We start from the raw sequence: 22,298 nt of genomic DNA, 5'->3' as shown, positions 1-22,298 counted from the left end.
AGCGAAGCTGTCGTCCCCCTTAGGGGGAAGCGGCGCAGCCGCTCAGGGGGAACTTATGTCCCCTCGCCGTTAATCCACGTCTTCACAATGTTCGCCACCGCAATCGGGTTCTGCTTGGCCAGGCTGCGCGCCTGATCCATGCGTTCCTGCTCCTTGGTGGGTGACAAATCCGTCACCGGGGCGGCCAAGGCTGGGCGGTCCAGCGCATCGCCTTCAATCGCGTTGAGCTGGCCACCGGGCGCAGTCTTGCTTGCCTTGAGCAAGGGACGAACCAGGCCCAGCAACACCAGCGCACCAAACAGTGCCAGCGCAATCGGCACGCCAAGGCTCTTGGCCATGGCCTGAATTTCAGGGTCTTTCCACATGGGCAGCTCGACCGGCGCAGCGCCGCTATCCATGAATGGCGCGCTGACCAGATTGACCGAGTCGCCGCGCTCGGCGCTGTAGCCCACGGTCTCGCGCACCAGCATCAGCAATTGCTCTTGCTGCTGAGCAGAAAGCGCTCGCATACCCGAGCTGACTGCAGCCGCAGCAGCCGCCGTAGTGGCATCGCCCGCAGCCACCGCCGCCGGTGCGTTAACAACCACCGCCGCCGTCAGGCGCTTGATGTTGCCGGTGCTGCCGCGTGTGACCTTGACGGTCTTGTCCACTTCGTAATTGGTAATCGACTCACGCTTGCCGCTGCCCTGCGCACCACGGCCCTGACCACCATCAGCAGCCTGAGGCGCTGGGTTGGCACCGTTGATGGGCGCTGTGGAATTTGTCGGTGGCTGGTTGCTGGTGGCACCGGGGACGCCCGTGGGCGGAGTGGCCTTGGCTTCGCCACCCGTCTCCATCACCTGCTGGCTGCGCACTGCACCGCTGTCACCCGCCTGGTTGGGGCGGTGCTGCTCAGAGGTCGATTCGGTTTGACTAAAGTCCAGATCTGCCGAAACCTGAGCCTTCACATTGTTCTTGCCGACGACGGGCTCCAGAATGTCCAGAATGCGGCGCACATATTGCTGCTCTACCTGCTGGGTGTAGAGGAACTGCTGCATGTCCACGCTGCCAGCGCTGCCGTCTGGCGACTGCGACAGCAGCTTGCCCGTATCGTCCAGCACGCTGACGGCGCCGGGCTCCATCTCAGGCACGCTCGATGCCACCAGATGCACGATGCCGGCAATCTGCGCGCGGTCCAGCACGCGGCCGGGATGAACGCTCAGCAGCACAGAGGCCGAAGGCTTTTGCTGCTCGCGAAAAAATCCGTTTTGATTGGGCAATGCCAGATGCACGCGCGCGCTTTGCACGGCATTGAGCGCGAGGATGGAGCGGGTCAGCTCCCCCTCCAGCCCGCGCTGAAAATTCAGGCGCTCTTGAAACTGGGTGATGCCGAACTTGCTGTTCTCCATCAGCTCAAAGCCAGTCACCGAGCCTTTGGGCAGGCCCTGCGTGGCCAGCTTCAGGCGCACATCGTGCACGCGGTCTGCAGGGATCAGGATGGAGCCGCCGCCCTCGCTGTACTTGTAAGGCACGTTCATCTGCGTCAGCTGCGCCACGATGGCACCGCCATCCTTGTCGCCAACATTGGAGAACAGCATCTTGTAATCAGGCTGGCGGTAGAACACCGCTGCGGCCACGATACCAACGCCGACCAGCGCAGCCAGTGCACCCCAGCGAAGACGCTGACCGCGATCGAGCGCATTCCAGCGCTGCGTCATCGCAGGGCGGGAAACAGGCACAGCATTGGGGACAGGTACTTCAGCTACAGCAGACATCTTGGTTCCATGGTGTCAGACCCCACACGAGGTCTAGCGTCCAGTGGATTATTCGGACTCACGGCCATCGCGTTCCCTCGATAAGAGCGCCGATTCACCCATTTATTACCCGTCTGCCATCTGCTGAAAAAACTACGATCACCTCCAACTCATCAAGCCTGTTGGATATTGATATGGACCTGAAGATCCCTGCCCTCTCCCCCGCCCAACTGGGCACCCAGCTCACCAAAGTCGGCGGTGCCGGCACTGCGCCCGTAGCTGGCGGATTTGGCCAAGCCCTTCAAAGTGCGCTGCAATCGGTCAGCTCTGCGCAAAACAACTCCAGCCAGCTGCAGCGCGAAGTGCAGCTGGAAAACCCGGCCGTGAGCCTTGAGCAGACCATGCTCGCCATGCAAAAGGCGCAAATCGGCTTTCAGGCCACGCTGCAGGTACGCAACCGTCTGGTACAGGCTTACTCGGATGTGATGAATATGCAGGTGTGATTCCCGCACCTCAGACAAGGCAGATTGCCCTCCAAGGCTTGCCCGCATGTTTTTGTGACATGCGGGTTTTTTGTCGCCTGCGTCCGGCAACAAGCCGCCCATAAAAAAACAGCCTGACCCGCAGAAAGATCAGACTGTTTTCAGGCTCCAGCGCTTATGCATCAAGCGCAAGCAGCTATTCTTTTTTAAAATCCCAGACTGGCCAGCAGATCATCCACCTGCGTTTGCGATGTCACCACATCTACGGTGTTTTCTGGATCCACCACAGGGCCGGCGAGCTTGGGCTGCGCGGCTTCCACTGGTGCCAGAGCTGGCGTCTGTGCAATTTCGGGCGACGTCTGAATCAACAGCTCCAGCAGCTGCGACTCCAGATCAGCCGCTAGTGACACTACGCGGGCAATGACCTGGCCGGTCAGATCGTGAAAGTCCTGCGCCATCATGATTTCGGTTAGGTGGCTGCCAGTCTGCTGCGTGCTTTCTTCCACATCCTGCAGGTAATTCATCACGCCGCCCTTGGCCACTGCGGCCACGGGGTCCTTGATGAGTTCTGCGCGCATGGAGCGGGAGCGCTCGGCAAGCGAATCCTGCTGGCTCTGCATCACCTCGACCTGGCCCAGCACCTTGTCCGCCGCCTCACCCGTCAGGCGGGCGATATAGGACAAGCGGCTTTGCGCATCGGGCAACTCACCCATGCTGCCGCGCAAGCGATCCGCATAGCCCAGCTCATTGAGAGAGTTATGCAACTGGCGTGTGAGCACGCCAATCTTGTAATGGACGTTGGCAGAAGCCCCGGGGTCGCTGCTCATGGCTTAGAGGTCGAGTTTCTTGATGATGAGGTTGACCTTCTCTTCCAGAGTGGCCTTGGTGAAGGGCTTGACGATATAGCCAGCCGCGCCGCCCTGGGCTGCAGCGACGATGTCTTCCTTGCGGGCCTCGGCCGTCACCATCAGCACAGGCAGATGCTTGAGCTTCTCGTCCTGCTTGATCTCGGTCAGCAACTGAAAGCCGTTCATGTTCGGCATGTTGATGTCGGTCACCACAAAATCGAACTTGCTGGCACGCAGCTTGTTGATGGCAACCATGCCATCTTCGGCCTCATCGGCATCGGCAAAGCCGCTCTCCTTGAGCAGGTTGCGCACGATACGGCGCATGGTGGAGAAGTCGTCAACAATCAAAAAACGCAGGGCATTAGCCACGAGAGGCCCTTTCGGTCGGAATAGGTGCGTGGGAACAAATCTTCAGCCGTGATAGTAACAATTTGTCAACTTCATGGCGATGGGCGTGCATTGTCAGGCTTTTCGACAGCCTCCGGGGCAACTTCAGGGCTTGTTACAACAAACTCTTCCTTGGGCCCCAAAGACTGCTCTGCGACCGAGCTGGGCGCAGCAGGTCTTGCCTTGGTCTTGGTAATGGTGCTGACCGCCTCTTCGGCGCTGGCGATCTGCTCCGTGTTGCGGTCCTTGTCTTGACCCAGCATACGGCGCTCGGCCTCCTTGGTCAGCACAGTAATCGTGATACGGCGGTTCTGCGCGGCGCGCGTTTCCTCGGGCAGCAAGGGATCGCTGCTGGCCATGCCAACCACGCGCGCCAGTTTGTCCATTGGCATGCCTGCGGCCACCAGTTCCCGGCGCGACGCATTGGCGCGGTCGGCGGACAGCTCCCAGTTGCTATAGCCCCGGTCTGCATTGCCGTAGGGCGCTGCATCGGTGTGGCCAGAGAGGCTGATGCTGTTCTCCGCATTGCCCATGGCTGCGCCAATTTCCCGAAGAATGTCGCGCATATAAGGTTTGACCAAGGCGCTGCCGCTGTCGAACATAGGGCGGTTTTGCTCGTCGATGATCTGGATCATCAGTCCGTCCTGGGTGATCTCGGTGCGGATTTGCGAGCGGTATTCATTGAGCTTGGAATTGCTGGCAATCATCGCTTCCACCTTGGCCTTGAGCGCATGCATGCGCTGGGCATCCCGCCTGGACTCATCAGCGCGCCCCATGGCCTGCTGGCTGGAGCGACGATTGGCGTTGTCATCCGCCTCGGATCGACGCACCTGACCGTGCACCTTGGACAAGTCGTTACCGCCGCCCGGCACGATGCTAGAGCTGTTACCCGCACCCGTTCCACCGGACATGGCCACCTTCAGTGGCGAATTGAAATACGCGGCAATGCCTTGCAGCTCACCCTGGGCGGTCGACCCCAGCAGCCACATCAGCAAGAAGAACGCCATCATCGCCGTCACAAAGTCGGCATAGGCAATCTTCCAGGCGCCACCATGGTGCACATGGGCTGCCTTCTTCACGCGCTTGATGATGATGGGCTGCAGCTTCTTGTCAGCCATGGAGTCGCTCCAGACCAGACCCGCAATGCAAGTGACTGCTCATCATTTCTTGCCCTTGACGTGGTTTTCCAGCTCCATGAAGCTGGGGCGCTCGGTCGAGAACAGCACCTTGCGGCCAAACTCAATCGCCGTGCCCGGGTTATAGCCCTGCATGCTGGCCAGCAAGGTGGCCTTGATGCATTCGAACTCCTTGGCCGCATCCTGCACGCGTTGCTCCAGCAGGGCTGCCATGGGCTCCACCAGCCCATAGGCCAGCAAAATACCCAGAAAGGTTCCCACCAGTGCGGAGGCGATCATGCCGCCCAGCACTGCAGGGGGTTGACCCACAAAGGCCATGGTGTTCACCACCCCCAGCACGGCCGCAATAATGCCGAAGGCAGGCAAAGCACCCGCCAGGCGGTTCAGCGCCATCACCGGGCCATGGGCCTCGGCGTGATGGGCTTCAATTTCGCTATCCATCAGCGCTTCAATCTCGTGAGAATTCAGGTTGCCCGAGACCATCATGCGCAGATAGTCAGTCAGGAACTCCATCACATGATGGTCCGCCATCAGCTGCGGGTAATTCTGAAACACCGTCGATGCCTGCGGATCTTCCACATCTGCCTCAATGGACATCAGCCCTTCCTTGCGGGCCTTCTGCAGCAGCTCATACAAGAGCGCCATGATCTCCATATACCGAGCCTTGGTGAAGCGCGAAGGCTTGAGCGCAGCCGGTATGGCCTTGAGCGTAGCCTTGAGCACCTTGGGCTGGTTGCTGACGATAAAAGCGCCCAAAGCGCCACCGCCAATGGTCACCATCTCGAACGGCAGCGCCTTGACAAGAACGCCCACGCTGCCGCCGTGCAGCACATACATGCCAAAGATGCAGCCGAAGGCGACGATATAACCGATGAGAACAAGCATAGGTGCCGATTGTGGCCGCTTGCCACCTACCTTATTTCAGTAATAAAGGACGTAATTACTCAACAGATCAGGACACTACATATATATGAAAAGTGCAATGCTAAGCGGCGTTGTTGCATAAGTCAGTCTGCGCAAGCCGCTAGGCTAGCCGCATAAGCAAGCCTCGCAGTCCCACACCACGCTACCGAACCACAAACTGGAAGGGCTATAACGCTGCGCTCAAAGCCCGGGGCTCACTGACCGTCTGGCTTGACAAGGGCATGCAGTGGTTTGCCGCTGCCAGCGGTAAACGCGGGCTCAGCCCGAGGTTCTCTGATGCGTCCATCCAGTTTTGCCTGACCATCAAGAACTTGTTCGGTCTAGTGTGACGACAGACGATGGGCTTTGTTGAATCACTTTTGAGTTTGTCAGGACTGCATTGGCCAGTGTCCGACTTCAGCACTGTCTGCCGTCGCCAGCGCAGCCTGCAGATCCATATGCCATATCGATCAAGCCAGGCAGGGCTGCACTTGCTCGTTGATTCCACTGGCATCAAGTTCCTGGGTGAAGGCGAATGGAAGTGCAAGAAACACGGTGCTGAGCGCCGACGTCAGTGGCGCAAGCTGCATATCGGCATTGATGCTCAAACGTTGCAGATACGTGCAATTTGTGTGACCAGCAATGATGTGAGCGATGCCGCCGTCGTTGCCGATATGCTGGAGCAAATCCCTTGCGATGAAACCGTGCTCAGTCTGACCGGTGACGGTGCCTACGACACTCAGCCGGTCTATGAAGCCGTCATCCAAAGAGGTGCCATACCTATCATTCCCCCCAGAAAGAACGCACGAATACGCAAAGGCGATACCTTTGCGTATCGCAATGCGGCGACAGCCGCATTGCCGGCGCTTGGGCAGAAGGCTATGGAAAGTGTGGAGCAGTTACCACCGACGCAGCTTGGTGGAGACCAAGATGAGCTGCATCAAGCGACTGGGGGAGCGGGTCATGTCCAGGACGTTTGAGCGCCAGGTCAACGAACTACACATCCGTGCCGCCATTCTGAATCGATTTACCGAACTGGGCCGTCCTCAGACGGTCACCGTGGCATAGCGGCGTTTGGCGTTTGGCGTTTGGCGTTTGGCGTTTGGGGTCTATCGACCTAAAACGGATTTATGCAACAACGCCCTTGCAACCGCGATTTATTACCTTGCAGCCAGTTCATCCACATGACTCGATAAGCACCTTCAACTTCTTTGGTTCGAGCAACATAATCCATAAAAGGCGACTTTTTCATCACCTCTCTGACCCGTAATCGATGCAGCCTCAAGCTCTCTGGATCATTCATGAGCCGCAGCGCCGTGTCCACGTAGTCATCTTCATCTTGCGCAATCTCTCCAGTAATTCCCACTGAGCGCAATATTCCTGCTGTGCAAGCATCCACTCCACGCACCGCATCCATCGTCACTATGGGAAGCCCCATCCACAGCGCATGCAAAGTAGTAGTCCCCCCGGAAATAGGGGCTGTATCTAACTGAATATCGGCAATATGACCCAACTCCATAAACCGATCTAGTTGTTGCTGATGCAAAACCGAAACTCGATCTATTGGAAGACCAGCCGCCACAACCCGAGGCTGCATATGCTCTTGTGCAGCGGTCGACTCCAGTTCCTTGACCATGATGATGAGTTGCGCATCCGGGCGAGCTTGAAGAATGCGAGCCCAAACCATCAACATAGCATCCGTAATTTTGGATGAGCTATTTAACGAAATCAGTGTTGGATAGCCATTGCGGAGCATTGGAGGCTCTTCAAGCAAGGGAGCATAGCTTGGAGGAGTGTAAGTGGCCACACAATTAAGCTGAAACAAAGACTCGGAATAGTAAGGCGCATGACTTGGAGGAGCCGTCATTGCATCCGCAATCCGGTAGTCCATAGCTTTCATGCCCAATGTATTCATATAGCCGATCCAAGTAACCTGGACAGGGGCCGCTCTATGGCTAAAAACTGTCAATCGATGCCCTTGTGTAAAACCGGAAAGATCAACAAGAACATCAATCGCATCGCAACGAATTTGACCAAGCACTTGCTCATCAGTCAAATTTTCTATTTCATGCCAATAAGGAACAAGGCTTTGCAAATCAGCGGTAAACGCATCCTTGAGAGCTGAGTTGGAGTAAACGTGCACCTCCACCGCCGCAGGGTCATGATGAGCAAGAATGGGGCGCATGTAAAAAGCAACAGAATGCTGACGAAAGTCCGCTGTAACGTAACCGATCTTGAGCTTGCGGAGCGGGTCACGATCATGCCCGAGAAATGGTTTGGCGCGACGGGTCAGCGGATCGGAAAATCGGCGCCCCCAATCTCGAGCCGTCTCCAATGTCTTGGTGAGACTACTACTGCTGTGCGCATGAATGTAAGCCCGCATCATCCAGTTCACCTCTAGATGCTTATGTCTACGGCAAGAAGCATCAATCAAATCACAAGCTTGCTGCTTACGCCCCACACTAAAATATGCCAAAGCAAGAAGACGCTCTGCATCAGGTGTGTTTGGTGCAATCTGAAGACAAGCTTGCAAAGCGTCAATGACTTGCGGCCACAAACCTAGACGCGTGTAAACAAATCCAATGTTTAACCAAAGGCTGGGATTTTTCGCATAGCTCAGATCTTTGGCAGCAAGATCGCTCAAAGCACCTAAAGCCTCCAAAAAATGTCCCTTCTCAACCATCGTGAGGATCGGTACAAACTCTTTGCTGGCTGCAGTCAGAGGGGGGAGATCAAAGCTGAAGAGGGACTCAGACATGTTGATAAGACGGTCTACGGTGATGTTCTGATCTTGCCAATTTCTAGACCACAGCAACTATCAATAAAGCAGGTAAAGGGCTCACTTCTCCAAGCGATGCACCTCAGCACAAAGCATCCCCTACGAACGTGATAAGAATTCAAAAAAATATCTAAAGTTTGAATCTTGGGCTCCGATAACCCATTCATCAGGTGAAAAGCCTGTACCGCGCAGGTCCAGCTTCAGAGCGAAGCTCGACTCGCACGAAATGGGTAACTGCCCAGCTTGTCTTCCTATACAAGCGGTGGCAATTTTTTGAGCTGACCAAAAGGAGCTATCACCATGGGCATGACAATCAACACCAATCTTCAGTCTCTCAACGCACAACGCAACTTGAGTTCCTCGCAGTCTTCGCTGGCAACTTCCATGCAGCGTCTGTCTTCTGGTTTGCGCTTGAATAGCGCCAAGGACGATGCAGCTGGCTTGGCCATCTCGGAGCGTATGAATGCCCAAGTGCGTGGCATGAATGTGGCAGTTCGCAATGCCAATGATGGCATCTCGCTGGCTCAGACCGCTGAAGGCGCGCTGGGCAAGATTGGGGAAAACTTGCAGCGCATGCGTGAACTCGCTGTGCAAGCGGCCAACGACACGAATGGCTCTGCTGACCGAACTTCTATGGACAAGGAGTTCAAGCAGCTGGCTGAAGAAAATGACCGCGTGATCAAAAACACCAAATTCAACGGACAAGAACTGTTGACAGGATCAGGCGGCGCTAGCGGTAGCTTCACATTTCAGGTGGGTGCTAATACCGCTTCCGACAATCAAATCAAATTGGCTACCTCAGATATGTCGAACCAGCTGACAAGCGCTACAGCTGGTTCGACAGCGACGCTGGGAACTACTGCAAGTTCTGCTTCGGCCGCCATGACAGCATTGGATACTGCGATTGATAAGGTAAATGAGCAACGCGCAACCTTTGGTGCAGCTCAAAACCGTTTCGATGCAGTGATTGCCAACTTGCAAGTTGCCGCAGAAAACACTTCTGCTGCTCGTTCGCGCATTACAGATGCCGACTTTGCCCAAGAAACTGCAAACTTGAGCCGCTCGCAGATTCTGCAGCAGGCGGGAACGGCCATGATCGCTCAAGCGAACCAACTGCCTCAAGGCGTGCTGTCGTTGCTGCGCTAATTGAACGCAGTCAGCGTAGTCTGACATCACCAACAACTCCTAAAGCCCTGAGCCACTGCCCAGGGCTTTTTTCATGGTCGAGAACCAGTAGGACACAGAAATAACGGCGGATACTGGCTTTTATTGACGCTTTAGTGGCAAGTGTCTTTCCGCACAATGCTGAGCATCAGATAGGCAAAGCTGGGAGCACTGGCCTGCTGTCTGACGTTGTGCGTGGTCTACTTGCAAAACGGTTGGCCATTCTTCATGTTTAAGAGGAGCTTTGCCCATGGCGTCCGTCATCAATACCAATCTTGCCTCGCTGAATGCTCAGCGCAATCTCAATACATCACAAGCATCGCTGTCCACCACCATGCAGCGACTGTCATCAGGCCTGCGTGTCAACAGCGCCAAGGACGATGCAGCAGGCTTGGCCATTGCTGAACGCATGAATGCTCAGGTGCGTGGAATGAATGTGGCCATGCGCAATGCCAACGATGGTATTTCCATGGCACAAACTGCTGAAGGTGCTTTGAGCAAAATTGGCGACAATCTGCAGCGTATGCGTGAATTGGCTGTGCAAGCCTCGAATGACACTAATGGGACGTCTGATAGAGACTCTCTCAATAAAGAATATCAGCAACTGGCTCAAGAAATTGCACGAGTCACGACCAGCACCAATTTCAACGGCCGTCCATTACTGAACAATTCAGCAGCCACTGTTTTTCAAGTCGGCGCTAACACAGGTGCGGACAACCAAATCACAATCCCAGCAGCGGATATGACCGCTTCCGGACCTAGCGGTCTGAATGTCATTGCAGGATCTTCGGGTGCACCGGACTCATTGGGTGGAGCACTTGGCTCGTTGGCAACATCTGGTTCGGGCACTTCGACCGAAGCCAAGAACTCCATGACGGCTATTGATGCAGCCCTAGATTTGGTCAATAACACACGAGCGACTTATGGTGCCGCCCAGAACCGTTTTGAGGCCGTTATCTCCAACCTTCAAGTGGCTGCAGAGAACACCGCTGCTGCTCGCTCTCGCATCATGGATGCGGACTTTGCGGCCGAGACCGCCAATCTGAGCCGTACGCAGATCCTGCAACAGGCAGGCACGGCCATGGTCGCCCAGGCCAATCAGATTCCTCAATCGGTTCTCAAGCTGATTCAGTAATTTTTAGAGGTCTGTGAAACAGACTTCTAAAGCAAGTCCCTCGATTGCCGATAAACAGATAAGTTTTATGGCGTGTACTGAATGGCTGTCATCGGAGTGATCGTATTCAGTCACGGGAGTCTATTTTCGGCAAGCAGTCTTCTGAAAGGCTGGACAACACAAAGGAGCCTGCAATGGGGTTAACAGCAGCCGGTATTGGTAGTGGTCTGGACGTTGAGTCGCTGATCTCGCAAATGGTGACATTGCAAAAGTCACCACTCAAAGCATTGCAGTCGTCGGCATCTTCGCTAGATACGCAGATTTCTGCTTATGGCAGGCTCAAGTCGCTGATGTCAACGCTCAACGATGCGGCCAAGGACTTGGCCAAAAAAGAGACATGGCAGACCACATCTGCGACGTCTTCCAGCAGTTCCGTGACCGTGTCAGTCACCGATGCCACGGCTCTGCCCGGTACTTCCGACGTGATCGTCGAAGCTTTGGCCCGCGGGCAATCACAGGCATCGGCGTTGCTAAATGCCAGCGCCACATTTTCTGGGACACTGAAACTGACGGTGGGCAAGACCAAACCAGTCACTAAAGAAGTCAAGATTGATCCAGATGCGTCCATGGATGATGTGGTCAAAGCGATCAATGCTGCAGGCGCCGGCGTGACCGCCTCTGTGATGACCAATGCGGATGGCAAGCAGCGCTTGGTGCTGCGCTCTCAGGGTACAGGCGAAGAGGCGAAATTCAGTGCGGCGGCTTCTGACGGCAATGACAACCTGAATGCATTGGCAACAGGGGCGCCTCTTTCGGTCAAGCAAGATGCCCAGAATGCCCGGATCAAGTTGAACGGAATTACGGTGGAGTCAGCCAGCAATGAATTTAAGTCGGTGCTGCCGGGGCTGAGTATTTCGGTTTCGCAGGTTTCCGAGACGCCAGCCTCAGTGACGATCAAGACGGATAAGGAAGCGCTGAAGAAGAGTCTGCAGACTTTCATGGATGCCTACAATGCTCTCAATGACATGCTGGCCACATCGACCAAATACGACTCAGAAAGCAAAACAGCAGGTACCTTGCAAGGTGACTCTACCGCAGTGAGCATGACAAATAGCCTGCGCACTGCGGTAGCCGGTACAGTGGAAGGCATTGGTGGTGTGAACCGGCTTTCAGAGTTAGGTATTCAGATCGCCAAAGGCGGAAAAATGACATTCGGCACATCAACCACCGACAAAGCGAAGCTGGAAAAGGCGCTGGACAACCCGGATAGCTTGAAAGCGTTGTTTGTGGGCAGCGGCACTACAGGGCAGGGCAATACACAAGGTCTGGCTGTACGTATGCAGGCACTTACCAAGGGCATGACGGATTATGACGGTACGTTTGATACCAAGACCAACAGCCTCAATGCCCTGAAGAAAAGCAACACCAAGGCGCAAGAACGTGTGAACGGCCAAGTAACGGCATTTGAAGCCCGTATGCGAGCGCAGTACACGGCCCTGGATACCAAGATGGCTAGCCTGACGACGCTGAGTACGTATATGTCTCAGCAGGTCTCACAGTGGAATAAGAGCTAAACGCTTCAGATTTCGCGATTGATGCCGATATAGACATCAGAATCACAAAGAACGCTTATGTACACCTCAATGAATCGCAGCGCAGCCAATGCCTACCGCCAGGTAGGCGTTCAGTCCGTCGTGGATGGTGCATCGCCTCATACATTGATTCAGTTGCTTTTCGACGCACTTGAAGCCTCATTGAATGCCGCAAAAGGTGCGATGCAGCGCGGAGAGATTGAGGAAAAAGGGCGTCAAATTGGGAAGTCAGTCCGCATTCTGGAAGAGGGACTGAAAGCATCACTCAATATGGAGCAAGGCGGAGAAATTTCGCAGAATCTGGTGTCGCTGTATGACTACTGCATCACTCAGATTACCCTGGCTAATTTACGCAACGATGTGGCCTTGCTGGAGACTGCGCAAAATCTACTGACTCCAGTGGCACAAGGCTGGCGCGAGATGGGCCAGACGGTTTGAATAAAAATGGAGCACACTTTGATCGACTTCTACCGCGCTATTGAGGAGAGCAGTGCCAAGATGCTGCAGGCCGCTCAGGACAAGGACTGGGACGGTGTTGCGCGTTATGAAGGCACTTGTGCCGTGCTGATTGAGCAACTACGCTTTCGCTCTCGTGATGAAAAGTTGGCCCCCGATTTGCGCAAGGAAAAGGCGCGCATCATGCAACGCATCTTGCGCAACGATGCTCAGATTCGCGTACTGGCCGAGCCCTGGCTGGCCACTTTTGAGCACATGTTTGACGGCCAGCCGCATGTGATGCACTAATCACCGGCTCTCCCACAAAAAAGCCCTGCTGCAGCAATGCATCAGGGCTTTCTCTTTGAGTCTTTATTCAGATGGATATTGGCCTCAAGCGCAATACCATCAATCGACAGCCGCTATCAAATTAAAAGTAATGACCAAAGAAAAGCCGCCTGGTTAACAGATCCATATCTGCAACCATAGCGGCTGGTTTCTGAAGAGGTTCGCCAACAGCGGACCAAGACAATCAATGCGCGCGCATCTTGGTACGCAACCGGGCGATGGCCTGGCTGTGCAGCTGGCAGACACGGGATTCAGTCACGCCCAGCACGGCGGCAATTTCCTTGAGGTTCATGTCGTGCTCGTAGTACATACCCATCACGTACTGCTCGCGCTCGGGCAGGTTTTTGATGGCATCGACCAGAGCCAAGCGCAAACGCTGATCGCGCAGCAGCGCAAAAGGGTCAGCACCCGCGTCGGCGACGTGGCGATCCAGATAGTCGTCGCTGCCGTCAGCGTCACTGCCACCAATGTCTTCAAGATAAACAAGCTGAGTGCCGCGCACCTTGCCCAGCAGAGACTGGTAATCGTCCAGCGCCATGCCTAGCTCAGCCGCGATTTCTGACTCCTGAGGCGAGCGGCCAAGACGCTGCTCCAGACGGTTCAGCGCATGCTCAATATCCTTCTGACTTTTACGAGAGCTGCGGCTCATCCAGTCGCCTTCGCGCAGCTCATCGAGCATGGCGCCGCGAATCCGCTGGCTGGCGAAAGTGTCGAATTGCACGCCTTGCTCACTCTCGAAGCGCGACAGCGCTTCGGCCAGGCCGATCATGCCGACCTGGATCAGGTCATCCAGTTCCACATTCGGCGGCAGTTTGGCAATCATGTGCAGGGCAATCCGACGCACAAGCGGAACATGCTGACGAATCAGCGCGTCGCGGTCGAGTTGGCCTTTGGCGGTGTACATGGCAGTCAATGGCTCCAGACAAGAGATTCAGGCGCAGCTGCTGCTGCGGACTGGGTGTGCATGGGCAGGATGCAGGCCGTCTTGAGCATGTGCAGTGTGAGCTGATGCAGGTCGCTGGCTTGGCGCCAGCGCAGGCGCATAAGCACCGGTGCATCGCCCAAGTGGCGCTGCGAACACTGTAGCAAAGCGTTCAGGCGCTGCAAGCGTGTCTGAGCATTTTGCTTGGCTGTGAGCACGCTGCTTTGCTGGCGACTCCAGTCATATTTTTGCGGGCCGCTTTCGGCAAGCGGAGCCTCAAGCGCGGCAATCGTGCACTCCACGCCAGCAAACACGGCAAGGTGCTTGAGCTGCCGATAGCTGTCAATTAAATGCTCTGCATCGGGCGGCACTACCAGCAGCGGTTGCAGGCCCTGGCCTTGCAGCAGAGGCGTCAACGCCTCACTGCTCGCATAGAGGATGACCGTGGTGTAGCCGCGCACATAGGCTTGCAGCGCCGTCAATAAATCCATGCCCATTTCACCGGCCGTGGCCTTAAGCTGTTTAAGCCCTTGGCGTGCCGGCAGGCTGGCGACGGACTGGGTATCACTGACGGTAGAACGCAGACCAGCCTGCGCCTGCCATGCGTGCTGCACCAGCAGTTGCGCAAGGCCCGGCGCGTGCAGGGATTCTGTCTGGCTGCCATCCAGCACCAGTACTTTTTGCCCAAGGCGCTGCAACTGGGCGCACAGCGGCCAGAGCACAGCCTGCTCTGCCGCCGCACCAGAGGCGCTTTGCAGCATGGCGAGCACGCGCAGACCTGCGGTGCTCGCATCGCTGACATGCAGGGCCATGCCCTGATGCAAGGGAGAGCGACGCTCAAGCATGAGCCGCCTCGATGCCGTTGGCAGACGAAGGGGTGAAGAAAAAGTCCAGATCCAGCGGCTGCGGATCAAACGCGGATTTGACCGCTGAACGCATGGATGCCGACACCAGCAACTGGGCGCTAGCGCGCTCCCAGTCTTCAGGCACGCGCTGGCCGTTGGTCACGCCGCGTAGTTGAATCTGGTGGCGAATCAGGGTGTCGACCGAGGGGCCGATCTTCACGGCTTCATCGACCTTGGTGAGGATGGCCTGGTGCGAGCCACGGGCCTTGAAGGCCTGCATGACGTCGTCCTGCGCATCGCCTTGCGCCGCCGCGTTGACGGCCAGCAGTTGCTGCACGCCGTCGATGGCCAGCACGTCCATGATTTCATCTTTACGCGGGTCGCGTGGGGCCACGCCTGTGGTGTCGATCAACACCATTTTTTTGCTTTGCAGCAGACCCAGCAGGTCTTGCAGTGCCGCCTTGTCATGGGCTTGGTGGGCCACCATGCCCAGCATGCGTGCATAGGTGCGCAGCTGGTCATGACCGCCGATGCGGTAGGTGTCCAGCGTGATCAGTCCAACAGATGCAGGACCGTGCTTGGCAGCGCACAGCGCGGCCAGCTTGGCCGTGGTCGTGGTCTTGCCCACGCCGGTTGAGCCCACCAGTGCGAACACGCCACCCTGGTCGTAAATAGCGGGCTGTGCAGCATCGGTGCGCAGATTGCGCTCAAGCACCTGCATGAGCCAGCGCACGGCGTCCCCCGCAGACAACGATGCCGGCAGGCGCTCAATCAGCGCGCGCGAGAGTGCGGGCGAGTAGCCTGCGCGGATGAGCTTGTGCATCAGGCTGGACTGAATAGGGTTCTGGCGCGTCTGGCCCAGCCAGGTCAGGGTGTTGAAGCGCTCTTCAATCAAGTCCTTCATGGACTGCATCTCAGCCATGAAGTTCTGAGGAGCCGCTGCGGGCGCTGCCTTGGCGATGCTTTCCTTGGTTTGAATCGGCTCGGGGCGCATCGGGTTGTGGCGTGCCACACCTGCATTAACAGGCGCTGCCTTGGCGGCCATCGCAGGGCGTTCGCTATTGCGATCCTGCACGCGCTGGGCGAAAGTGGGCAGTGCATCACTGCTCTCCAGCGACGATTCATGGCGGCGGCGCAGCATGCGTTCGCGCACATAGTCCTGAAAGGTCAGCGTGCTCATGGAGAGCTCTTCCACATCGTCCTGCACGGAGTGCTGTGCCAGCTCCTTGATGGGCTTGACTTGCGCGGCCTGGCTCTGTACCTGGCTTTTCATTTCGCGGGCCTGCTCTTCCTTCGCAGTCTGGCGGGCCAGCACATGGTCTAGCGTGCTCATGCCTTCGCTGCGGCCTTCGGCGCGCTTGGGCGCACGCTCTTTGCGCAAGCCCATGCTTTCATCAGCAGCACGGCGCTCCAGTGCTTGCTGCAGGGGAGAGCTGCTCTCAAGACCGGCACCCATGTCCTTCAGCGTTTCTTCAGCCGTGGCCATGACTTCCACTCCATCAGGCGTCTGACGGTTGGAGAGAATCAGGGTGCCATCGCCAAAAACCATGCGCGCCTTGGCCAGTGCCTCACGGGCGGTCGGGGCGTAAAAGCGTTTGATGTTCATGCGGATGCACCTTTAAGAATCGGGCCGATGCGAATGGTGTGCGTCTCGGGAATCTCGCTGTGTGCGAGCACCTGCAGACGCGGCGCCACACGGCGCAGCAGCTTGGAAAGAGAGTTGCGGATCGCGTCTGGCACCAGCAGGCAAGCGGGCAGACCCAGCTCTTCCTGTTGGTTGGCGACGTCGACCGCTTTTTGTGTGAGGATTTCCGCCACGCCGGGGTCCAGCGATGGGGCATTGGGATTCGACAGTGCCTGCACCAGCAGGCGCTCCAGACCGGGCTCGATGGCAATCACATTGAGCTCGCGGGTGGGGCCATAGATCTGCTGCACGATGGCAGGCGACAGTGCAATGCGCACGCGACGCGCCAACTCCACCGGGTCGGTCGTCTGCGTGGCGTTTTCAGCCAGCGTCTCGATGATGGTGCGGATATCACGAATGTGCACAGAGTCTTCCAGCAACAGCTGGAGTACTTTCTGGAACGTTGTGATGGGCACCATTTTCGGGATGACTTCTTCAATGAGTTTGGGAGCGAGCTTGGCCACGTGATCGACCAGTTGCTGTGTCTCGGTACGAGACAGCAGCTTGGCCGCGTGCACTTGCATCAAGTGTGACAAATGCGTGGCCATCACAGTTTCCGAATCAACGACGGTAAAACCGGCCATTTGTGCCGCTTCCTTTTGCCGTTCGTCGATCCAGTGGGCTGGCAAGCCGAACGCCGGATCGGTCGTGGCTGTGCCAATCAGCGGCGTGGTGATGCCACCGGGGTTGATCGCCAGAAACATGCCGGGGAAGGCCTCGCCCTCACCCACCATCACGCCGCGCAAGGTCATGCGGTAAGCGCTGGGCTTGAGTTCGAGGTTGTCGCGAACATGGACTGCAGGGGGCAGAAAGCCTACTTCCTGCGCAAATTTGCGGCGTACACCCTTGATACGGGTCAGCAAGTCGCCCTGGCGGCTTTTGTCCACCAGCGCAATCAGGCGGTAGCCCAGCTCCAGCCCCAGCAGGTCCACGGGCTGCAGATCGTCCCAGGTGGCTTCGCCATCGGCCTGCGCCTGTTGCTGCTGCGGCGCGGGGGCGCTGCTTTGCTCAGCCACGCGGGCTTTTTCTTTTTTATCGAGCGACCATGCGCCCCAGCCCAGCAGTGCGCCCATCAGCAGAAACACCGTGTGCGGCATACCAGGGATCAGGCCCAGCATAATCATCACGCCCGCTGTAATGCCCAGCACCTTGGGCGACATGAACAGCTGCTGCACGATCTGGCGGCCCATGTCAGACTCTTTGCCCACGCGCGAGATCACCATGGCCGAGGCCACCGAGATCAGCAGACCCGGAATCTGCGCCACCAGCGCATCACCCACGGCCAGCAGAATGTAGCTGTCTGCAGCCTGCCCGGCGGACAGGCCGTGCTGCACCATGCCGATGATCAGGCCGCCAATCACGTTGATCACCAGAATCAAGATGCCGGCAATCGCATCGCCGCGCACAAACTTGCTGGCACCGTCCATGGAGCCGAAGAAATTGGCTTCCTCACCCACCTCGGCACGGCGGCGCTTGGCTTCTTTTTCATCGATCAGGCCGGCGTTCAGGTCGGCATCAACCGCCATCTGCTTGCCGGGCATGGCATCCAGCGTAAAGCGAGCAGACACTTCAGCAATACGCTCAGCGCCCTTGGTAATCACCACAAAGTTGATCACCACCAGAATACTGAACACGATCAGACCCACGGCAAAGTTGCCGCCAATCAGAAAGTGACCAAACGCCTCAATCACCGCACCCGCAGCGCCGGGGCCGGTGTGGCCCTCCATCAGCACTACGCGGGTGGAGGCCACGTTGAGCGACAGGCGCATCAGCGTGGTTAGCAGCAGCACCGAGGGGAAGGCCGCAAAGTCCAGCGGCTTGATCATGTAAGCCGCCACCATCATCACCATCAACGCCACGGCGATGTTCAGGGTAAAGAAGGTGTCCAGCATCCACGGGGGAACCGGCAGCACCATCAGGCCGAGGATGGCAACGACCAGAAGAGGAGCAGTCAGCCCTTGCAGAGCGCCGGCATTGTTGCCAGACCATTTCTGAAAAATTTGCAGAGGATTGGACTTCATCACACATTACCTTCTTGCTGCGCAGCGGCATCTGCGTCTGCGGGCTGGGTTCGACCGCGCTGCGGATCCAGCTCCACCGGCACCGGGGGCTCGCCCAACTCTTCAGGCATGGGGCCTTGGCCGCTCAATGCAGCCTTGAGGCGATAAACATAGGCCAGCACTTGCGCCACCGCCGTGTAGAGGCCGGAGGGAATGGCCTGATCCAGATCGGCATGGGCATAGAGCGCACGCGCCAGCATGGGCGACTCCAGCACGGGAATCTTGTGCGTACCGGCAATTTCACGAATCTTGAGCGCCACCAGATCTGTGCCCTTGGCAATCACCTGCGGGGCGGCCATGGTGGCATCGTCATAGCGCAGGGCCACAGCGTAGTGCGTGGGGTTGGTCACCACAAAGTCAGCACGAGGCACGGCGGAAACACTGGCGCGATCAGCAATCTCGCGCTGCTTCTGGCGCAGCTTGCCCTTGAGCTGAGGGTTGCCGTCAGATTCCTTGTGCTCCTGCTTGACTTCCTCATGGCTCATCTTCAGGCGCGACTTGAACAGAAAGGCCTGCAGCGGCACGTCGATCACCGCCACCAGCAGCACCACGACCAGCAGCAGCGTGACGCCGGTACTCAACCAGGAGCCCACCATGGACAGCGCCATGGGCGATGGCTGGGCCGATACCGAGGCGATCTCCGCAATGTTCGCGCTCATGTACTTCCAGGCCACAAAGCTCAGAACAATGGTCATCAGCACCATCTTGACCACGGTGGTCATCTGCTGCTTGGAAAACAGATTTTTGAGACCCGACAGAGGGCTGAGCTTGCTGAATTTCGGCTCAATGGGCTTGAAGCTGAAGATCCAGCCGCCTGCGGCCACACCCGACAGCACCGATGCACCGGTAGTCACCAGCGCAAAAATCACAGCCACGCTCAGGCCCAGCAGCAGCATGGGCTGCATGCGCTCCAGCATCATGGCGGGCGTCTTCGCCGCTGCGGCGTTGAACACCAATTGCTTGGCCACGGCTTCGCGCATGTGATTGATCAGGGGCTGCGTGCCCATCAGCATCAGCAATGCACCAGTGCCCAGAATCGCCAGATGCGAGAGATCACGCGAACGCGCACCCTGACCGTCTTCTCGCGTTTTCTGCAGCTTGCGCTCGGTAGCGGGTAGATTTTTGTCTTGGGATTCGGACATGGCGCACGGACGGATGGGATACCCAGATTGTCCGAATATGGCGCCCGTGCAATGCGCGGATAAGCGGCAGCCAAGCCCTGTTTATGCGCGACTAAAGCGCAAGCGAAGCTATCGTTTTTGATAGCTACTTGCGCTTAATTCTTAAAGGCTAGAGCCTTCTTTTATGCAGAATTTCTGCTTAAGACTGAACTTGTGGCATACCCAGCTTCAGCGCGCTGAGCATGCGAAGCAGCATGCGATTGAGGTCTTCAGCCTCCCAGCCTTCTTGCTCGCGCAGCTGACGAATGGGAGCCGGGTCGCGCCCCTCCAGCGCCTGACTCATCTGCAGCACGGCCGCATAAGGGCCGGAGCGCGTGACGATGGCATCAAAAATGCGCTCGTTCAGCGGCGTGCGGCGCAGGATGTTGGCAACCGGCTCGTGCAGCATCAAATCTAGCTGCGAGAACAGGCTGCACAGATACATCTCACGCTGCAGGTCCAGACTCACCCCGGCTTCAATCAGCTCCTCGGCCAGCTTGGCGCGCAGCACCACCTGGGTGCGCAGCGGCACCAGGTCTTGCTCCACACAGGCATGGGGCAACTGGTCTGCCAGCCAGCGCTCCAGCGTGCCCAGCCCCAGCATGACCAGCCCGCGACGCAGCGAATCCACGCCTCGGCGCAGGCCCAGAGCGGCCGAGTTGGTATAGAGCAAGAAGCGATAGGCCAGCACCGGGTCTGAGCCCAGAATTTCTTCCATCACATCCAGCGACTGTTCTTTGTCGATAGCCTTCATCAGCCTGAACAGCGCATCGCGCGATGGCTGGGGCTGCTGCAGGCGATAGGCCTGCATGGTGTCAGCCACAGGCCAGCCGGCCACGGCAGCGGCTTCATAGTCATCAAGGCAGGCTTGCGCCAGCGCCAGACTCTGCAGCCCCTCATACATCTGCCCATTGAGCAGATTCAGCGGTGGGCTCGCAAAAAATTGGGCCACTTGCGGCTTGTCTGCGGTTTTGACGGGCAGCGATGCCTGGGCCGAAGCCCCTCTCACGCTATTGGCAATGCCGCTGGCGCCTTCAGGCGGCAGGCTCAGCAAACTGCTGGCAAAGCAGCGGGCGGCATCGGCATCGGGTACATCGGCCAGACCGCCAGCCCAGACCAGCATCAACCCACGTGCCTTGGCTTTTTGCACCAGCGCGTAAATGCCTTCATCTTGCGCCAGCCAGTCGCCGCGAACCTCAATCCACGGACTACCCTGCGGCGCATGCTCGAGCAGATTACACAACACCTGGCGGGACTGAGGAGAGATCAGCAGCGGCGGCGCTTGCCGGCTCCAGATTTCATCCACGCTGCGCAGAAAGTGCGCCATATCGGCGCTGGTGCCGGGGTCTTCATGCACATAAAGCTGAATCCCCGCCAGGCGCCGCGCACGGCCCCAGAGCGGCCGGTAGCCAAGAGTCAAAGAACTGAGAGCAGACTGGACCATGAAACGCGTGGGCTGGTGACATGCAAGCCATCAAGACGGGCCAGGCCCGCCGCGATCAGCTGATGTAGTTGAAAAGAGAGAGCTTCTGCATCTGCGCATAAGACTGCAAGGCGGCTTGCAAACCCACCTTTTGCGTCTCCACATCCGACAGCGCAGTGATCATATCGATATCTTCTGCACGTGAGCGAGCTCCTTCTTGCGTCAGCGCCTGATCTTTCATGTCCGACTCAAGTCGATCCGCACGATTGAGCTGGTCGCCCGCATAGCTGCGAACAGCATGCACGCGGTTCATGCCGGAGTCCAGCTCGCTCATGGCCCGGCCCAACCCCTGATGCAGCGCTGTCGATCCGTTGGTGCCTCTCTTGACTGTGCTGATAGCCTGATCAAGCACCGTGAAGATATCGGTGCGCTTGCTGGGTGCCATGGTGAAGCTGTCGCCATTGGCGGGCTCGCCCTTCAGGACGATTTGCTGACCATTGATGGCGATCGCCTCACCATCCTTATAAGCGGCCGAAGGCGTCGACGTACCAGCGCTGGAATTGATCACATAACTGACAGCCCCAGTCGCGGGATCCTTGCTAAACACCAGCGTATAGCTGTCGCCAGTCACCTTGCTTGGGTCCGAGATCGACCCCACATCCGCCCAGGCCTTGCCAGAGTTAGATGCGCCGCTACCAACTTCAAAAACACCGTTACCCGTAGGCACGTTGAGCCATGCAGCATGGCCGTCCAGCGAGACAGGCAGGCCATTGTCACTGCCGGTGTTCTGTCCGGGGTTGAGCGAGCTTTGTGCGCCCGGTGGAACGCTTTGCAAAGGCGTATCGGAGCTGCCCAGCCCACGGAAGATGGGCAAACCGTTAGTGTCCTTGGCGTTGGCGTAGCCCAGAATCTGCTCGCGCAGGCTTTCCATCTTCTGCACCAGCGCATCACGGGCCACTTGATCGTAAGAGCCGTTACCGGCCTGAATCAGCAGTTCACGAAAATCCTGCAAAGCTTCATGGGCCTTGCCCAGCTCAGATTCGCCCTGAGTAATCACGTCACGCTGGAAACCCAGAACGCGCTGCTCGTTTTCAGAGCGGGTGATGCGGGTGCGCGCACGCTCAGCCTGCGCTGCTGCAACAGGGTCATCGCTGGCGCGCAGCACGCGCTTGCCAGCGGTGATCTTTTCCATCTGCTCAACCAGACTGCTCTGACGCGAGCCCAGGTTGGTGATGGTGCTGTCATACATATTGGCCGTGCCAATGCGGTTAATGCTCATGCCT

General features: G+C 57.5%; 19 protein-coding genes and 1 pseudogene. 7 read left to right on the top strand and 13 right to left on the bottom strand.

Annotation, left to right across the window (positions count from 1 at the left end; all coding sequences use genetic code 11):
* Window positions 1-53: 53 nt before the first annotated feature.
* The gene (fliF, locus tag RSF91_RS08660; RefSeq protein ID WP_332568036.1) at window positions 54-1,754 is read right to left on the bottom strand and encodes a flagellar basal-body MS-ring/collar protein FliF; all 1,701 of its coding nucleotides are present in this window, start codon (window positions 1,752-1,754) and stop codon (window positions 54-56) included.
* A gap of 173 nt (window positions 1,755-1,927) precedes the next feature.
* Here fliF and fliE point away from each other — a divergent pair, with 173 nt between their 5' ends.
* Window positions 1,928-2,236, top strand: coding sequence for a flagellar hook-basal body complex protein FliE (gene fliE / locus RSF91_RS08655; RefSeq protein WP_332568035.1), 309 nt, complete (start codon window positions 1,928-1,930; stop codon window positions 2,234-2,236).
* Between the two features lie 185 nt (window positions 2,237-2,421).
* Here fliE and RSF91_RS08650 read toward each other — a convergent pair whose 3' ends face one another.
* The 4 genes from RSF91_RS08650 to motA all read right to left on the bottom strand — a co-directional run bounded on the left by RSF91_RS08650 (window position 2,422) and on the right by motA (window position 5,471).
* Window positions 2,422-3,042, bottom strand: coding sequence for a protein phosphatase CheZ (locus RSF91_RS08650; protein WP_332568034.1), 621 nt, complete (start codon window positions 3,040-3,042; stop codon window positions 2,422-2,424).
* Window positions 3,043-3,045: 3 nt separating this feature from the next.
* Window positions 3,046-3,432, bottom strand: coding sequence for a chemotaxis response regulator CheY (cheY, locus tag RSF91_RS08645; protein ID WP_099740009.1), 387 nt, complete (start codon window positions 3,430-3,432; stop codon window positions 3,046-3,048).
* Between the two features lie 71 nt (window positions 3,433-3,503).
* The gene (gene motB / locus RSF91_RS08640; RefSeq protein ID WP_332568033.1) at window positions 3,504-4,568 is read right to left on the bottom strand and encodes a flagellar motor protein MotB; all 1,065 of its coding nucleotides are present in this window, start codon (window positions 4,566-4,568) and stop codon (window positions 3,504-3,506) included.
* A gap of 42 nt (window positions 4,569-4,610) precedes the next feature.
* Complete coding sequence (gene motA / locus RSF91_RS08635; RefSeq protein WP_332568032.1) at window positions 4,611-5,471, bottom strand: flagellar motor stator protein MotA; 861 nt, start codon at window positions 5,469-5,471, stop codon at window positions 4,611-4,613.
* A 152-nt stretch (window positions 5,472-5,623) separates the two neighbouring features.
* Here motA and RSF91_RS19810 point away from each other — a divergent pair.
* Window positions 5,624-6,557: pseudogene (locus tag RSF91_RS19810) on the top strand (IS5 family transposase).
* Window positions 6,558-6,606: 49 nt separating this feature from the next.
* Here the strand turns inward: RSF91_RS19810 and RSF91_RS08620 are convergent.
* Window positions 6,607-8,247, bottom strand: coding sequence for an O-linked N-acetylglucosamine transferase, SPINDLY family protein (locus RSF91_RS08620; protein WP_332568031.1), 1,641 nt, complete (start codon window positions 8,245-8,247; stop codon window positions 6,607-6,609).
* Window positions 8,248-8,568: 321 nt separating this feature from the next.
* Between RSF91_RS08620 and RSF91_RS08615 the strand changes: the two genes are divergently transcribed.
* The 5 genes from RSF91_RS08615 (at window position 8,569) to RSF91_RS08595 (ending at window position 12,882) form a co-directional block, all read left to right on the top strand.
* Window positions 8,569-9,414, top strand: a complete 846-nt coding sequence (locus RSF91_RS08615; RefSeq protein ID WP_332568030.1) for a flagellin domain-containing protein — start codon at window positions 8,569-8,571, stop codon at window positions 9,412-9,414.
* A 268-nt stretch (window positions 9,415-9,682) separates the two neighbouring features.
* A complete protein-coding gene (locus RSF91_RS08610) occupies window positions 9,683-10,567 on the top strand; it encodes a flagellin domain-containing protein (protein WP_332568029.1) in 885 nt (294 codons plus the stop codon).
* A 173-nt stretch (window positions 10,568-10,740) separates the two neighbouring features.
* Window positions 10,741-12,120, top strand: coding sequence for a flagellar filament capping protein FliD (gene fliD / locus RSF91_RS08605; protein ID WP_332568028.1), 1,380 nt, complete (start codon window positions 10,741-10,743; stop codon window positions 12,118-12,120).
* Between the two features lie 57 nt (window positions 12,121-12,177).
* Window positions 12,178-12,576, top strand: coding sequence for a flagellar export chaperone FliS (fliS, locus tag RSF91_RS08600; protein ID WP_332568027.1), 399 nt, complete (start codon window positions 12,178-12,180; stop codon window positions 12,574-12,576).
* 6 nt (window positions 12,577-12,582) lie between these two features.
* Window positions 12,583-12,882, top strand: a complete 300-nt coding sequence (locus RSF91_RS08595; protein ID WP_099740002.1) for a flagellar protein FliT — start codon at window positions 12,583-12,585, stop codon at window positions 12,880-12,882.
* Window positions 12,883-13,105: 223 nt separating this feature from the next.
* Here RSF91_RS08595 and RSF91_RS08590 read toward each other — a convergent pair whose 3' ends face one another.
* The 7 genes from RSF91_RS08590 to flgL all read right to left on the bottom strand — a co-directional run bounded on the left by RSF91_RS08590 (window position 13,106) and on the right by flgL (window position 22,294).
* On the bottom strand, window positions 13,106-13,825 hold the full coding sequence (locus tag RSF91_RS08590) for an RNA polymerase sigma factor FliA (protein ID WP_099740001.1): 720 nt from the start codon (window positions 13,823-13,825) through the stop codon (window positions 13,106-13,108).
* Window positions 13,826-13,830: 5 nt separating this feature from the next.
* On the bottom strand, window positions 13,831-14,688 hold the full coding sequence (locus RSF91_RS08585) for a hypothetical protein (RefSeq protein WP_332568026.1): 858 nt from the start codon (window positions 14,686-14,688) through the stop codon (window positions 13,831-13,833).
* On the bottom strand, window positions 14,681-16,294 hold the full coding sequence (flhF, locus tag RSF91_RS08580; protein WP_332568025.1) for a flagellar biosynthesis protein FlhF: 1,614 nt from the start codon (window positions 16,292-16,294) through the stop codon (window positions 14,681-14,683). Before flhF ends, RSF91_RS08585 begins: the two co-directional genes overlap by 8 nt.
* Entirely contained in the window at window positions 16,291-18,393 is a 2,103-nt protein-coding gene (gene flhA / locus RSF91_RS08575) for a flagellar biosynthesis protein FlhA (protein WP_332568024.1), read from the bottom strand. The genes flhF and flhA overlap by 4 nt, the downstream gene beginning before the upstream one ends.
* On the bottom strand, window positions 18,393-19,574 hold the full coding sequence (locus RSF91_RS08570; RefSeq protein WP_332568023.1) for an EscU/YscU/HrcU family type III secretion system export apparatus switch protein: 1,182 nt from the start codon (window positions 19,572-19,574) through the stop codon (window positions 18,393-18,395). Before RSF91_RS08570 ends, flhA begins: the two co-directional genes overlap by 1 nt.
* Window positions 19,575-19,752: 178 nt before the next feature.
* Complete coding sequence (locus RSF91_RS08565; protein WP_332568022.1) at window positions 19,753-21,036, bottom strand: HDOD domain-containing protein; 1,284 nt, start codon at window positions 21,034-21,036, stop codon at window positions 19,753-19,755.
* A gap of 55 nt (window positions 21,037-21,091) precedes the next feature.
* Window positions 21,092-22,294: a flagellar hook-associated protein FlgL gene (gene flgL / locus RSF91_RS08560; RefSeq protein ID WP_332568021.1), complete on the bottom strand. Its 1,203-nt coding sequence runs from the start codon at window positions 22,292-22,294 to the stop codon at window positions 21,092-21,094.
* Between the last annotated feature and the right edge of the window lie 4 nt (window positions 22,295-22,298).

Source organism: Comamonas sp. (assembly GCF_036643215.1).
In the GTDB taxonomy this organism is placed as follows: domain Bacteria; phylum Pseudomonadota; class Gammaproteobacteria; order Burkholderiales; family Burkholderiaceae_C; genus Comamonas.
The sequence above is the reverse complement of the archived record's forward strand: the minus strand, read 5'-3'. Positions and strand labels throughout refer to the sequence as shown.